Annotated in this window: 16 protein-coding genes; 9 read left to right on the top strand and 7 right to left on the bottom strand. The window is 37.8% G+C overall.

Features of this window, described 5'->3' with window-relative positions; all coding sequences use genetic code 11:
• Position 1: 1 nt before the first annotated feature.
• Positions 2 to 589: a DUF6088 family protein gene (locus BMW86_RS18665; protein WP_089783226.1), complete on the bottom strand. Its 588-nt coding sequence runs from the start codon at positions 587 to 589 to the stop codon at positions 2 to 4.
• A 298-nt stretch (positions 590 to 887) separates the two neighbouring features.
• Between BMW86_RS18665 and BMW86_RS18670 the strand changes: the two genes are divergently transcribed.
• Positions 888 to 1214, top strand: coding sequence for a hypothetical protein (locus tag BMW86_RS18670; RefSeq protein WP_089783227.1), 327 nt, complete (start codon positions 888 to 890; stop codon positions 1212 to 1214).
• Positions 1215 to 1331: 117 nt separating this feature from the next.
• On the top strand, positions 1332 to 2825 hold the full coding sequence (locus BMW86_RS18675; RefSeq protein WP_177189305.1) for a hypothetical protein: 1494 nt from the start codon (positions 1332 to 1334) through the stop codon (positions 2823 to 2825).
• 60 nt (positions 2826 to 2885) lie between these two features.
• Here BMW86_RS18675 and BMW86_RS18680 read toward each other — a convergent pair whose 3' ends face one another.
• Together BMW86_RS18680 and BMW86_RS18685 are read right to left on the bottom strand one after the other, a co-directional pair.
• Complete coding sequence (locus BMW86_RS18680; RefSeq protein WP_089783229.1) at positions 2886 to 3410, bottom strand: DUF4269 domain-containing protein; 525 nt, start codon at positions 3408 to 3410, stop codon at positions 2886 to 2888.
• A gap of 6 nt (positions 3411 to 3416) precedes the next feature.
• Positions 3417 to 4235, bottom strand: coding sequence for an AraC family transcriptional regulator (locus BMW86_RS18685; protein ID WP_089783230.1), 819 nt, complete (start codon positions 4233 to 4235; stop codon positions 3417 to 3419).
• Between the two features lie 85 nt (positions 4236 to 4320).
• On the opposite strand from BMW86_RS18685, the gene BMW86_RS18690 reads away from it, so the two are divergent.
• Entirely contained in the window at positions 4321 to 5142 is an 822-nt protein-coding gene (locus BMW86_RS18690) for an alpha/beta fold hydrolase (RefSeq protein WP_218149162.1), read from the top strand.
• A 105-nt stretch (positions 5143 to 5247) separates the two neighbouring features.
• On the opposite strand, the gene BMW86_RS18695 is transcribed toward BMW86_RS18690, so the two are convergent.
• Positions 5248 to 6057: an acetolactate decarboxylase gene (locus BMW86_RS18695; RefSeq protein WP_089783231.1), complete on the bottom strand. Its 810-nt coding sequence runs from the start codon at positions 6055 to 6057 to the stop codon at positions 5248 to 5250.
• A 149-nt stretch (positions 6058 to 6206) separates the two neighbouring features.
• Between BMW86_RS18695 and BMW86_RS18700 the strand changes: the two genes are divergently transcribed.
• Genes BMW86_RS18700 through BMW86_RS18710 form a run of 3 tightly spaced genes read left to right on the top strand, consistent with a single transcriptional unit; the run spans position 6207 to position 7525 of the window.
• On the top strand, positions 6207 to 6989 hold the full coding sequence (locus tag BMW86_RS18700; protein WP_089783232.1) for a toxin-antitoxin system YwqK family antitoxin: 783 nt from the start codon (positions 6207 to 6209) through the stop codon (positions 6987 to 6989).
• Entirely contained in the window at positions 6986 to 7219 is a 234-nt protein-coding gene (locus BMW86_RS18705) for a hypothetical protein (protein ID WP_218149163.1), read from the top strand. The genes BMW86_RS18700 and BMW86_RS18705 overlap by 4 nt, the downstream gene beginning before the upstream one ends.
• A 12-nt stretch (positions 7220 to 7231) precedes the next feature.
• Positions 7232 to 7525: a hypothetical protein gene (locus BMW86_RS18710; RefSeq protein WP_089783233.1), complete on the top strand. Its 294-nt coding sequence runs from the start codon at positions 7232 to 7234 to the stop codon at positions 7523 to 7525.
• A gap of 40 nt (positions 7526 to 7565) precedes the next feature.
• Here BMW86_RS18710 and BMW86_RS18715 read toward each other — a convergent pair whose 3' ends face one another.
• The gene (locus BMW86_RS18715; protein WP_089783234.1) at positions 7566 to 9998 is read right to left on the bottom strand and encodes an ABC transporter permease; all 2433 of its coding nucleotides are present in this window, start codon (positions 9996 to 9998) and stop codon (positions 7566 to 7568) included.
• Between the two features lie 201 nt (positions 9999 to 10199).
• On the opposite strand from BMW86_RS18715, the gene BMW86_RS18720 reads away from it, so the two are divergent.
• Genes BMW86_RS18720 through BMW86_RS18730 form a run of 3 tightly spaced genes read left to right on the top strand, consistent with a single transcriptional unit; the run spans position 10200 to position 12372 of the window.
• Entirely contained in the window at positions 10200 to 10790 is a 591-nt protein-coding gene (locus BMW86_RS18720) for a TetR/AcrR family transcriptional regulator (protein ID WP_089783235.1), read from the top strand.
• A 37-nt stretch (positions 10791 to 10827) separates the two neighbouring features.
• Positions 10828 to 11061, top strand: a complete 234-nt coding sequence (locus BMW86_RS18725; RefSeq protein WP_089783236.1) for a hypothetical protein — start codon at positions 10828 to 10830, stop codon at positions 11059 to 11061.
• A gap of 48 nt (positions 11062 to 11109) precedes the next feature.
• Positions 11110 to 12372 (top strand): MFS transporter, encoded by a 1263-nt coding sequence (locus BMW86_RS18730; protein ID WP_089783237.1) that lies wholly within the window; start codon positions 11110 to 11112, stop codon positions 12370 to 12372.
• A gap of 56 nt (positions 12373 to 12428) precedes the next feature.
• Here the strand turns inward: BMW86_RS18730 and BMW86_RS18735 are convergent, their stop codons facing one another.
• Positions 12429 to 13028 carry a GNAT family N-acetyltransferase gene (locus tag BMW86_RS18735; protein WP_089783238.1) on the bottom strand — a complete coding sequence of 200 codons (600 nt, stop codon included), beginning with the start codon at positions 13026 to 13028 and terminating at the stop codon, positions 12429 to 12431.
• Positions 13029 to 13046: 18 nt separating this feature from the next.
• A complete protein-coding gene (locus BMW86_RS18740; RefSeq protein ID WP_089783239.1) occupies positions 13047 to 13913 on the bottom strand; it encodes a DMT family transporter in 867 nt (288 codons plus the stop codon).

Below are 13913 nucleotides of genomic sequence, written 5' to 3' on the forward strand. Positions count from 1 at the left end.
GTTACAGGTTTTCAGTTTTATTCACCACTGGCATTAATAATTTTTTGGCCTTAGCGTTTCCGTATAATGAAACAGCATGCTTTAATTTTTTTATATCCATAGTGTAAGCTCTGGATAATATATTTTTTGAAATTTGTATATGATCTTCTGCTAGTTTTTCAAGATTGTTCGCCAGATCTACTAGCAAAAATTCCTGAGTTGCTTTAGCAGGAAAATGGTGTGTTAACTTAAAAATGAATACTCTGTTACCTAGTTTAAATTCACCATGACGCTTATGATTATATACCGTTCTCGTGTTGTAGAGTTGAGTAGTGCCTACACCTAAACTGTTATAAGCATTTGGTGAGGTAATTAAAAAACGATCATCTTTCAGAAAACTGCGAATGAGAACCTCTTCTTCGGGTGGTGTTTTCCCAAATGCGGTTTCTTTTGGAAAGTAATATACACCCTGAGATAACTTTTGTAAAGTTTCGTCTTGCACAAGTTCATCAAGATGTCTGTCAATAGATTTTGACCATTGCGCCAACTCTGTTCGACGGTATACTTTACCTTTTTTTAAGTGCTTTTTTAGCTCCTGTAGCTTGGTCATTATAAATTTCCTTTCTCAGTAAAGATAGCATTTTTCGATTTAAATGTAATAATTGTAATGTAAAAATCATGCAATTAATTATATTATTACGTTGTAATTCAATATTTTATATAAATTTAGTGATGTGTAAAAGATTCTTAAAATAATTAAGCAGATCGGATATCTTTAACTTGAAATATATTACTACCGATCATTTATTGATTTTTTATAATGTTTATAGTATTGGCCCTCGTAAATCGAGCATTTTGTGCTATAATTACAAGGATGATTGATTACAATCCTAAAGCAGAATTAAAACATGGAAAAATTATCTGAAGAAGAGAAAAATGCACTCAAACTTCTGACCGAGAAATCAAAGAATAATTATAAAGCATTCGAAAAATTCAGAAAGGAAGAGTATCCAAAGAAATCTTTAGAAGAGAGAATTGATTACTGGACAGCCCTGATTCATAAAAACATGAAATGGCAGGGAGAAAATACTGGTGATGAGTACGACGGAATATTTACAAAAGAGTGGTTTGATGAAAACATAAAATTCGATCCTGAGTTTGATAAAATATTCTCTGCAGTGGCAAAGAAACTGGAGTTAGATATGAATAAAGTGTTTGCAATAAAAAATGCATAATTTTTTGAAGCCGACTTACTTAAAGCCATATTGTGTTAACTGGCCGTCAACAATGATCTGTCATATGATTTAAAATTCATAAATTACTGTTTATTCACCCAAACCTATACCAAAAAAATGAAACTAGCTGTTACTGTAATGATCTGCCTATGCTGTATGAAAACCATAGCGCAACAATTTCATGTATCTATGTCGGAAAACAATCCTAATTTTTCAAATATACCTGTACCCGGCAGAGGATATATTGGCATTAAGAAAGAAGATAAAAATGTCTCAGGAATGAACTGGAACAAATACAGAATGACAGTTACACTGATACAGTATGATAAGGATCTGAAAGTGACAAAAGAAAACAAGCTTTCGGGGGGTGATAACGCATATAGTAGTATCATTTATTCCTCCTTAGAGAAAATAGGTGATAAGATATGGTTTATATATGTGGAACCTGCGGAAAAAAATAATATTGGTAATATTATGGCTGTTGAGGTAAACCCACTGACTTTAGAAGTAAGCTCGCCCAAAGTGCTTGCTGCCAGTAAGAGTATGGGGCTTTCACTCCCCTTAATGAATGGCCTGGCTGCAAAAAAAGTTCTTTTTAAATATTCACCTGACCGTAAAAAAGTACTGCTTTTTGTTGGGGCAGGTAAAGAACAATTCTATCTTTCCCGCCTGGATGAGCAGTTGAATGTGGTATGGGGTAAGAATGAGACCATTGCCGAAATTACGGATAAAGAGATCCAATCGGAAATAATAGATAATGCAGGGATTGTTTATCTGAGTTACGTGGGTAAAGTGAAAACGATAGCCGATATTGTGATATTTAAACAAACAGGAACTCCTTTACACAAAACTTTGACTATAGAGAATGCCTGGCCTGCTGAAGTGCTTTTACTGCCCTCAAAACAAAGTGATTCAATATATATAGCAGGCACTTATTTTGACCAGACGGATAACCTGGCAGGGGTATTTAAAAGCAATATAACTACTACAGGTTTTAAGTTAGCTGTCGCGAAGAAAAGCCCTTTCCCCTCTGGCATTGTTGAGCAATTTGCTAATGATGGCTGGGGTAGTACCAAAGGGAAAAAATATGGTATATACCCGCAATTTTCTTCTCAATTAGTCGAAACAGGGGAGGGTATTAGCATGGTGGCCGAGTTCAGAAGCGAGGATATGACCTCAAAAGCTGCATATAAATTTGCCGGGGGGATCCTGAATATTTATTTTGATAATAAACAGACTTCATTTTCCAGGATACCCAAATACAGGGTTAGTGCCGGCTCTACTATGGGGGATAGCTATTTTGCTTTTTCCTCAAAAGGGAAAACGATCATTTTTTACAATGATAATGAGGAGAACCTCAATCGTGATATAGCACTGAAACCTCTTGGTTCAAGTGTGTATAAAAACGCAGTGCTTGTTGGCGCAGTAATTGAGGCCGATGGCACTGTAAAAAGAACGAAAGTCATTGATTTGAAGGATCAAAACTTTATGGGTCTCGTTGAAGATATGAAGGTCATATCCCCTTCTGTTGTGCAGATACCTGTGCAAAAAATTAAAAGCCTTGGAGGGGCAGGAGATCAAATGATGACAGCAACAATTACTGTTGAGTAATATAGTAAGCGGGCCATCCGATACACATGTATCTGATGCCCCGCTCTTTTTTGAAGATTTTTAAATCACATAGTTCAGCAGCTCTTCATATGGATCATTCTCAAGTCCTAACAAAACACCAAAGGCAGGTTCTGTTTCCATTCCCTGATTTTTTAAATTGATGATTTCCTGCCGGAATGCTTCTCCGTGTTTAGATAATATGGCATGTTCAATCATCATATGCCTGTAAGCCGACTGCTGCCTGGTAGGAATATCCTGTGCGAAAATTTCAAATTTAAAATTGTCGATGGTGAAATGGGCTATGATGGCATCATTATCTTCACTTTCTGTAATTTCAAAATCATCCAGGTCCTGAAACATGATAATAAGATTACCGGAAAACTCTGATGAATCATCATAATAACAGATGATATCAATATCACTGTCTTCAATATCAATATTAATAGGAATAGTACCGACAAGTAACGGATCGTATTGATGCAGGGCTTCCATAATCCCACTCTTTACTAATACACCATAGACTTCCTTTTGTTTAGTATTGCCATGTTGCAGGTATTCTATAGTATCAAAATTATTTGCTTCCATATGATCTTAAATATTTTTCTTCCGATATACAGAAGGTCTTAACTGATGACGTTTTTTAAAATAGTTTGAAAGATGACTTTCGTCGTTAAATCCAAACTCCTCCGCAATTTGCTTCATGTTTACCTTTCCACCTTCAATCCTTTTTTCAATTAACGTGGTGCGGTATTGATTGATGTAATAACGATAGCTTACATTGAAATTTCGTTTGAAATAATCGCCGAAATAAGTAGCTGATATGTTAAAATGCTTAGCGATATTTTTTACCTGATATTTTTTAGGATCATATATGTTTTGATGAATAAATGAAAGGAGTGCTTCTTTATCAGCCAATCCCGGAGAGCCAATATCGTTATATTTAAGGATAACTTCTTTAATCAATCCAAAAACTGATAAAAGCTGCAGGTAAATATAAGGTGAAGTAGCTAAGTTTTCTGATTCTTTATAAACAACAATATTGCGGATAGTGTTTTGCAGTAAAGACTTGTGAGGATTTTTGAATTCAAGCTTCACTTCTTTTAAGAATTTCAGTCGCATGATGGTTTCGGGGAAAATATCCAGTGCGCCTTCTTTAAAGTAGCTATCGGTAAATTTGATGACTACGAATCTGGTGGTTTGTTTAACCTCAAAGTGATGTTTATCTTCCGGAGATATTAAAAACAGATCCCCGCTTTTATAGGAGATGTTATTGTCGTTTAGAAAATGAGCCCCGTTGCCTTTATAGATATAGATCAGTTCATAGTAAGTATGTACATGTGTTGCAAAAGGAGAAATGTCTGCCTCATAATCATTTATGATCAAAGTTTCGAATTGCCTCAGCGTGTCCATGCTTTAAAGTTACAAGTTTATACGCTATAAATGCAAGTTTACTTCTTCTGGTTTTCCTGAGCTTTGCTTTCATAATTAAAACAGAATGGAAATAATAGTAGACGATATTCCGGTTACTTATTACGAAAGCGGACATGGTGATCCTATGATTTTATTGCATGGGTGGCCGCAGACTTCTCATATATGGCGGAAGGTATTCCCCGAGTTGGCTAAACATTACCATGTTTTTGCAGTTGACCTGCCGGGGATGGGGAATGTCAATGCTACGCCTGCTGCTGATACCATTACTGTAGCCATGCTCATTAAATCCTTCTGTGACCAGCTAAACCTTAGTAATATTCATTTAGTAGGGCATGATGTAGGAGCCTGGGTAGCGACTACCTTTGCGCTTGAATATGAGTCCATGCTTCAGTCTTTAATTATCCTGGATGCTGGTATCCCGGGGTTAATTCCGGATGAGGTATTTTCTCCTTTAAATGCGAATAAGATCTGGCAATTTTATTTCCATGCTATTGAAGGGATGCCTGAGTTCTTAATAGAAGGTAAAGAGAAGGAATATCTGAACTGGTATTTTACCCGTAAAACAACAGTTAAAAATGCAATCACGGCAGATGATATCAGCATTTATGTAGCAGCTTATACAGGGAAGGAAAGATTGCGTAATGGGTTCGGTTATTATAGATCTTTTCGGGAGAGTGCAGAACGGAATAAATCCTATCAGCATAAACTAAGTATTCCAATTTTAGCCATTGGAGGAGAGCAATCGCAAGGTGTAAATGTGGGTAGGGCCATGCAGAAAATAGCAGATGGAGATATTCAATCTGTAAGTCTTGCTGAATGCGGGCATTATATTGTGGAGGAACAGCCGGAGAAGTTTCTGGAATTGGTATTGGCGTTTATACATTAAATATCTGTTAACTCAAATATTATCTTTATCACAACAGACTGACGCAATTTACATTAATTGCGTCAGTCTACTGAGGATACTAATCTGCCTTCGGTAGTCTTCTTCTTAATTTTTCCCTCCCCGCTCTACACTCTTTATATCCTCTTCCCTGTTCTTTTTAAAATCAAAATGCTGGAAGTCTTTTGTTGCAGGAACCTGTATCGTATAACTGTCGAGTATATCAATTTCGATTACTATATTCTCTGTTTTTACATCTATGATATGTCCGCCTGCATCTTTTTGCTGCGATAAGTAATGGAAGTGATAGCCAGCAATATTCGTATTGTCCATGAATGAGGGCAGACGATATCCTATTAAATCGCCCTGAGCGCCTGTAAATTCAAAGAAATGTTGCAGGTTGAGCATACTAGCCAATGGCATATGATCATCTTCCTTAACAGGCGGGAATGCTCTGGTTTTTACATAACTGAATTTTCCGCTGATATGAATAGCGTACATACCGTTTGTATTGGTTAATATACTATCCAGGTAATGGAAAAGCTCCGCCTTGTTCATGGCTTTATTGGGAGTTATCCTGATATCAGGATGAAAGAAGTTCACCATTGCAAAAGGCGTTAACTGCTTATCATCTACTAAAAATGTCTTACCGCTGTTTTGCGTCTGATATATCTTTCCCTGAAAAACCATAAGCTCTCCATCCAGTTTGTCCGGAGCACCAAGACCAAAATCCCCATGCTTTTTAAGCAATTTATAAGGGTAAAAGCCATTGTAAAGACCACCGATAAGACCAGCACCAACACCCGCAGTGAAGAGAGTACCACCCGGAGGAATACCCTTTTTGGTATCCGAAGGAGGAGTAGCAGATAGTATCGTAATAGCAAGAATGATAATGGATAAGCTATTGATAAGGCGCATAGTATTGTGTTGTTTCAAGGGAATAAAGATAGTGTTTTAAAGGAAATCACATCTTTGTATCATATTTTATTTTCTATATTTAGTGTTGTGAGATTATTCTTTGCCTCATTGTTTTAGTGAAATTGACAAAATAGAATCTTTACAACTATATGACGAGAAAAAATGTAGAAATGATTAAATATATGTATGGATCCGTAATAATTATGCTTTGCACTCTTTGCTGTAATTATAACAAAGAAGTGAAAGAATATTATGAAAGCGGGGAGATTAAGAGTCGGGCGATAGCTGATAAGGCTCATATCAAATGGATTGGATATTATAAAAATGGTCAGATAGAAAGTCAGGGAGAATTATTGAATGGAATTCGCATTGGAAACTGGACTTATTATTATGAAAATAAAACATTGAAGGCTCAGGGATATTATGATGATGGACTAAAAAAGGGACCGTGGCATTACAATAATAAGGATAGTACTTATCAGATAGAATGGGATATTTTTTATAACAGGGTACTAAAAATAAATGTACCTGCTGATTGGGTAAAAAAGGAACAACTTGGTGATAATATACCTCTGGCTGGATTTAGTCCTGACAGCAGTAGCGATGCTAATTTTAACATTATGATTTTCAATTATGATCATAGAAATCTTGATAGCGTCATCAATGAAAACATCAGAAAAGCGAGATCAAATTTAGGCTACAAAATAGAAGTCTTATCTTTAAAAGAGGTGGATATAAATAATATAAAGGGGAAGGAAGTTATGCAGCATGTCCTCGCCGAGGGTAAGGATCTAACCGTATTGCAGTATAACCTTGTACATGCGGACTCATTATATCTTGTATCATTTTTTGTAAATAAAAATAAGTATTCTGTTTATGAAAATCTGGTCAAAGAAGTTGTATCCAGTTTTACACTGAATCAATTAAAATGAATACTAAAATTATGACGGACAATATTTATGTAAGATTATTAAATGAAGGTACGACGGTCTATCGTCCTGTGCCGGCTTTGCAGATAGAAGATAATATTTATCAATTGGAAGGTTCTGAATTGTATGATCCGGAAGATGAAACCTGGGAATTTATTCCTGGCGCTCACGTAATGGTACAGGAACAACTTCTACAGAATAAATCTGTTTTAGTTGCTGTCGCACACAGATGAAATAGTGAAAATATGATACTAATAAATTTTTATCTATACATGGCCAGTGTGATGCATCCAATTCACACCGGCATCATTAGCCTGTTTTATAATTGGAATGAAGCGAGTCTTCATTCATTGGAAAGTGGCGTGGCACAATCCCAAACAGCAGCTGAAAGAGCCGCTTATGTCAATAGTATCGAGGCTGCGCCTTATGGCTGGAGTATAGATACCGATAAATTTAATAAAGAACCAATAAGGTGGAAGTTTCTTGAGGTAATCCAGTATACTTTCTGCCTTTCACTTTATCTGATAAAAGTAAAATAGCGGATATTATTAATTGAAAATCAGGTTAATCATCATCAGACTATTCCATCTTCAGACTATCAACAGGATTAGTAAAAGCTGCTTTAAGCGACTGGTAACTTACTGTAACCAATGCAATTAAGATGGATGCAAACCCCGCCACAACAAATATCCACCAGCTAATATTGACCCGGTAAGCAAAATCCTGTAACCATTGATTCATCAGATACCAGGCAATAGGCGAAGCAATAACAATCGATAATAATATCAGTTTCAAAAAGTCTTTTGACAGAAGATATACAATGGTTGTAATGTTTGCGCCAAGTACTTTCCGGATGCCGATCTCTTTAGTGCGTTGAGTAGTAAAGAAAGAAATAAGCCCTAGCAAACCTAAGCAACTGATGATAATGGCGATTGCTGCTGTTGTATTAATGAGTTTATTTAACAAATCCTCTTTATGATAAAAATTATCGATCTGCTCATCCAGATAATGATATTCAAAAACGTTTTCAGGATAAGCTGCCTGCCAGATTTTCCGGATCTTCTGTTGTGCAGCAATATGATCTTTGACGTTAAGTTTTATAGCTGCATATTGATATGAATCCCGTTTCGTAGTGATTAACAATGGCTCAATAGCTGTATACAGCGAATGAACGTTGAAATCCTTTACTACTCCAACAATGGTTCTCGAATGGTCCTGCAATCCACCGGCAACCAACTGATGACCTATAACCTGCTGTGGGTCTTTGATGCCTAATTTATGAAGAAATGTTTCGTTAACTATAAATTCCCTGACTGTATCACTTGCCTGCATGTTCCTGCCGGATAAAAGCTTCAATTGAAACGTATTAAGGTAGGCTGTATCAGCTATGATCGTACGAACAATATAATCTTCCCAGGGTTTATTATCAAATTTGATAGATCCTCCTATATTCATGTCCGAAGAAGGTGCCTGCAAACAGAAACTCACAGATTTTATCTCCTGGTTTTTTCTTAATTCATGGTCCAGATAGGGTAATTCACTCTTGTCCGGAAGGGGGACCATAAGAACAGCATCTTTATTAAAACCAATGTCAGTATTCTTTAAATGTCTTATCTGAAGTGTGATGATGAGGGTGCAAACAATCAATACCTGCGCTACCACATTCTGAATTACGATTAAAGCCTTTCTATAAAATGCTGTACGGACACTAGATACTTGTTTTTTTAACGCATCTACTGGTTTAAAACGACTCAGAATAATTGCCGGGTAAAAACCACTTACCAATATTACAAATCCCAAAAGAAGAATAGTACATAAAAACAGGCTCCGGTCTTGTAGTAAATTAAACCCCAGCTTGATTTGCAGCCAGTCGTTAATTAAAGGAAGAGAAAGTCTGATCCATATAAATGAGAGGATAGTAGCAAGGAGCGTAATACACACAGTTTCAGTCATGAATTGGGAAAATATAGCTATGGGCGTACTTCCCAACACTTTCCGGGTACCAATCTCTTTGGCCCGTTTCGTACTTTGAGCAGTAGCCAGATTAATAAAATTGAAACATGCAATAATTACAAGGAAGAGGCCTACGATCGTTAATGTGCCAAGCAATGTTTTGTCCATTACACCGCCGTAACGACTATCAAAATGTACTTCCTTTAATTTTTGTAAATGGAAATGATAGACTGATTCTATATCCTTTGCAAAATACTTTTTCTTGATATGATCCATGGCCTCCTCTATTCTTTTACCAGGAACATCATCAGGTAACCATATATATGAGTTGGTAGTTTTGTTGATAGCCCCCCAGTTTCTAGTCATATTTTCTTCAGCATCCGGATAGAATATTTTAAAGGATGGGCGGGATAAGAAGAGATCTATTTTTGTGTCTGTATTGGCAGGATAATCTTTCAATACTCCTGTAACAGTCACCGTATATTTATTATCCAATCTGATGATCTGGCCGATGGGGTCTTGTTTTCCAAAATATTTTGTCGCCAGTTGCTGGGTAATAACAGCAGTATTGGGTTCAGTTAATGATGTTGCGGCGTTCCCTTTCTCCCATGTATAGTCAAAAAGATTAAACCAGTGTTTGTCGGCAAACGCAATATTTTCATGTTCTGTAAATAGTTTCAACTGCACACCAATAGTAAGAGAATGTGCCTTTAATAATACGGCCTGGTCTTTTATCCGGGGGATCTCATTTTGTAAAGCTTCAGTAAGCCCTAATGGGGTTCCCTGTTCAGATTCAACAGAGCCGTCTGGTAAATGTAAATCAGTTACAACTCTGTATAATTGCGCCTCATTCTTGTGATACCTGTCAAAACTCAAATGATAACTGATGAACTGGAATAATACCAGTCCACCCGCAATACCCAGGGATAACCCCAATATATTTAACGCCAGATAGAATTTATGCTTCCTCAGATTCCGATAGGCGATTCTTACATAGGTTTTGATCATATAATGCAGCGCACTAAAAAAATGCCAGCTTCTGATTTTGTTATCAATCAATTATTTATGATTTTCCATTTAAACATACTTGTCCGGTTTTGGTACAATGAGTGTTCAGTTATAAAATTTCACCGTCTAAATCATTTCTTTAACCGGATATTCAATAGCTTTTACCGATATACTATTTCCCCAAAGACAAATTTGTTCTTTTTTTGATAAAATATTTTTAAATGAGCGATCGCTCATTTATATTTGTGGTACATGAGACCACGCGACGAGAATAAAATACAAGGCATTCGTGAAAAGGCCATCGAAATGATCACCAACGAAGGGTTGGAGAATTTCGGTATAAACAGGCTGGCTAAAGCGGCTGGCGTGTCTCCTGCTACTATTTATATTTATTACAAGGATAAAGATGATCTGATCAACCAGATTAGCGTAGAAGAGGGGTTAAGGATGTGTGGTGCTACCCTGGAAGGTTTTGAGGCTGATATGCCTTTTGAAAAGGGGCTTTGGATCCAATGGAAAAACCGGGCGAAATATGCTTTGAACAATCAGGTGGGCGCTTCTTTTTATGATCAGCTGCGTAATTCTACCTACCGGGAACAAATGCTGAAAGCGATTTCTGACGAAATGAAAAAGAAAGCGGGTCCTTTCGTGAAAAATGCCATAAAAAACGGGGAAATAAATGAGATTTCCATGGAGGTCTTTTGGTCAGTAGCACTGGCACCGCTCTATTCCCTGGTAAAATTTCATCAGGATGAACATACTTTTAGCGGGAAGAAGTTTGTTTTTTCCGAGAAAATCATGAAGGAAACTTTTAATTATGTTATAAAAGCGTTGAAAAAATAAGTTTTTTTTGTCTTGATAAGTAAATGAATGCTCACTTATGTGTAACCATATTCCTGAACATATCCTAATATGTAAAACCAATATCGCAGCCGAAAGTGATCTGTTTGCTGTAAAAACAGTGTTGGATAACCATCATCTGATTGAGCAGTGGAATATTGATCAGGAGGATGTAGACTGTGTATTACGTATAATATCCTGGCATCTCAGCTATGCAGACATTATCCTGATCATTTCCAGGTTGAATTATACCTGTGAGGAGCTGACCACCTGAAATTCTTTCTAACGAAATATATCCCTTAAAAACACAAACTTTCAAACCATGAAAAATGAGAACAAATTTTCTTCATACCAGGTATTTGTCGTTGCGTTACTTACATTGACACAATTTTCGGTTGTATTGGATTTTATGATCCTGTCGCCATTAGGTGATATGCTGATGAAATCGATGAACATCAAGCCTGCAGCATTTGGATGGGTTGTATCTGCCTATGCATTCAGCGCCGGTATTTCCGGATTGTTGACAGCAGGCTTTGCTGACCGCTTTGACCGTAAAAAATTATTCGTTTTCTTTTATGGAGGTTTTATCCTGGGAACTATATGCTGTGGCTTTGCTACTACTTATCCCATGCTGGTAGCAGCCCGTATTATCACGGGTCTGTTTGGCGGAGTGATCGGCTCCATTTCTATGGCTATTATTACGGATATTTTTACAATACAACAGCGTGGCCGGGTAATGGGATTTACACAAATGGGCTTTGGCGTCAGCCAGGTGTTAGGTATCCCTATCGGCCTTTATCTCGCCAATGCCTGGGGATGGGAAGCACCATTTTTCCTGGTAGCAGGCATAGCCATCATCATAATGATCCTGATCGCGTTCGGCTTAAAGCCTATTACAGGTCATCTTACTTTACAGCATGATAAGAGCGCGGTGCTACATCTCTGGCATACAATTGCCAAAAGAAACTACCGTATTGGATTCTCTGCTACTGCACTGCTCTCTATTGGTGGTTTTATGATGATGCCTTTCGGTAGTGCCTTTGCTATCAATAACCTGGGTGTTACAGCGGAGCAATTGCCCTGGCTGTTCATGGTATCCGGTGTTGGATCATTGTTCGTGATGCCTGTAGTAGGTTGGTTGAGCGATAAAACCGACAGATTCCGTCTGGCTGCAGGCGCCTCTCTGTTCATGATGGCGCTGATAGCTTTTTACACACATCTTACTGTAAATCCTTTGTGGATCGTCATGGGTTTAAATGTATTGATGATAGCGGGTATTATGGGCCGTATGATACCATCAATGGCACTCATTACCGGTGTGCCTGAAATGGAAGACAGAGGGGCCTTTATGAGTATCAATTCATCCCTGCAGCAGATTGCCGGAGGAGTGGCCGCAGCCTTTGGAGGAATGATCGTTATACAGAAAGATAAATTCAGTCCGCTGGAACATTATGATACGTTGGGTTGGGTAGCTATCGGTATTTCGGTGATCTGTATTTTTATGTTAGGACGGGTAAGCAAAATAGTAAAAGCAAAGACTGCTAAAACTGTTATGCCGAAAGTGGATACGATGATGGAAGTCTAATAAACAAAACTGCCTCTATGTCTTTGCAAAGATATAGAGGCAGTTTCTCTGGATGATTATTTCTCATTTATCATCCCTTGTAATCTTTCTTTCACACCTTCCCATTCATCATCTATAATGCTATAGTAAGCTGCACTTCTTGAAGTACCATCATCCTTAATCCTATCCTTTCTTAAAATCCCTTCAAACTGCCCGCCAATTTTTTCTATTGCTTTCCTGGAACGGATATTATTCTGATCCGTTTTTATCTGTACCCGTCTTGCTTTTAAAACATCAAAGCAATAAGTCAGTAATAATAACTTGCATTCCAGATTTACTACGGTGCCCCAATATTTTTCTATTATCCAGCTCCAGCCAATTTCCAGTTTTTTATCATCAGGAAAGATGTCAAATAATCTTGTAGAACCGATTATCTTTTGAGTTTGTTTATGATAGATGATAAAAGGGTAATGATTGCCTTTGTCTCTTTCAGTCAGAGCGGTAGTATATGCTGCTGTAAACTTTTCCCGTATTGAACAGTCGACAGGGATAAGCTCCCATAGTTTTTTATCGGATGCCGCAAGGTATAACTCCTCAAAATGTTCTTTTTCAAGAGGTATCAGATCAACCGTCTGACCCTTTAGAATTGTTGGGTGGGTAATCCAGGGTGCTTTCATAAGAATAAAAATACATAATTATACCGCTTTCTGTACCCGGCGCATTTGCAGCAGCACAGATAAGAGGATGCAGGCTAGTCCGGCGTAAAATGCAGGTGTCAGCTCCTTGTTCTCTTTGAAGATAATGAAGGCGAGAATAATGCTGTATACCGGCTCCAGGTTAAAAGTAAGATTAACGGTAAAGGGAGAGATCTTTGTAAGAGCGCTCATCAGCAGCATGAACATACAGACAGTACAGGCCCATGATAAGATAAGCAGGTATAACAGGTCATGTACAGCAGGTATCTCAAACGGCTGCGGGAATACGTGCAGGTAAAAGGGGAGGGCTAATGTTAGCGCCAGCCATCCGATAGACAATTCATAAAAAGTGATGGTAGGCGTATCGTGTTTGCTGATCAGGCGTTTATTGAAGATGGTGAACAACGCACCGAATAAGGCGCATATAATACCCAGAATGATACCAGTGCGATATTCCGCGTCGAAATGGAAAATGAGCAGGATACCGAATAAGGTGATGCCACTCAGCAACAGTTCGGTTTTATCCATCCGGTAACGGTTGATCAGCGGATCCAGAATAGCAGTGAAAAGACTGGTGAGTGAAAAGCAGACTACAGCGATGGATACGTTCGAATATTTAATGCTTCCGTAAAAGAACAGCCAGTGCAGCATTACCACAATGCCGGTGAGGCCAATGGGTACGATCTGTTTAAACGACAGCTTTGAGAGCATGCGTTTCCAGCGGAATATTACATATAAAGTGATGATGGTGAATAACAGTCTGTACCAGACCAGCAGACCTTCGTTGAGCGTGATGAGTTTTCCCAGTATACCCGTAAAACCTGCCAGAAATACCGACAGGTGTAATTGTATCAGTGATTTTTTCAT

The sequence above is a fragment of the Chitinophaga sp. YR573 genome, assembly GCF_900110995.1.
Classification (GTDB): Bacteria; Bacteroidota; Bacteroidia; order Chitinophagales; family Chitinophagaceae; genus Chitinophaga.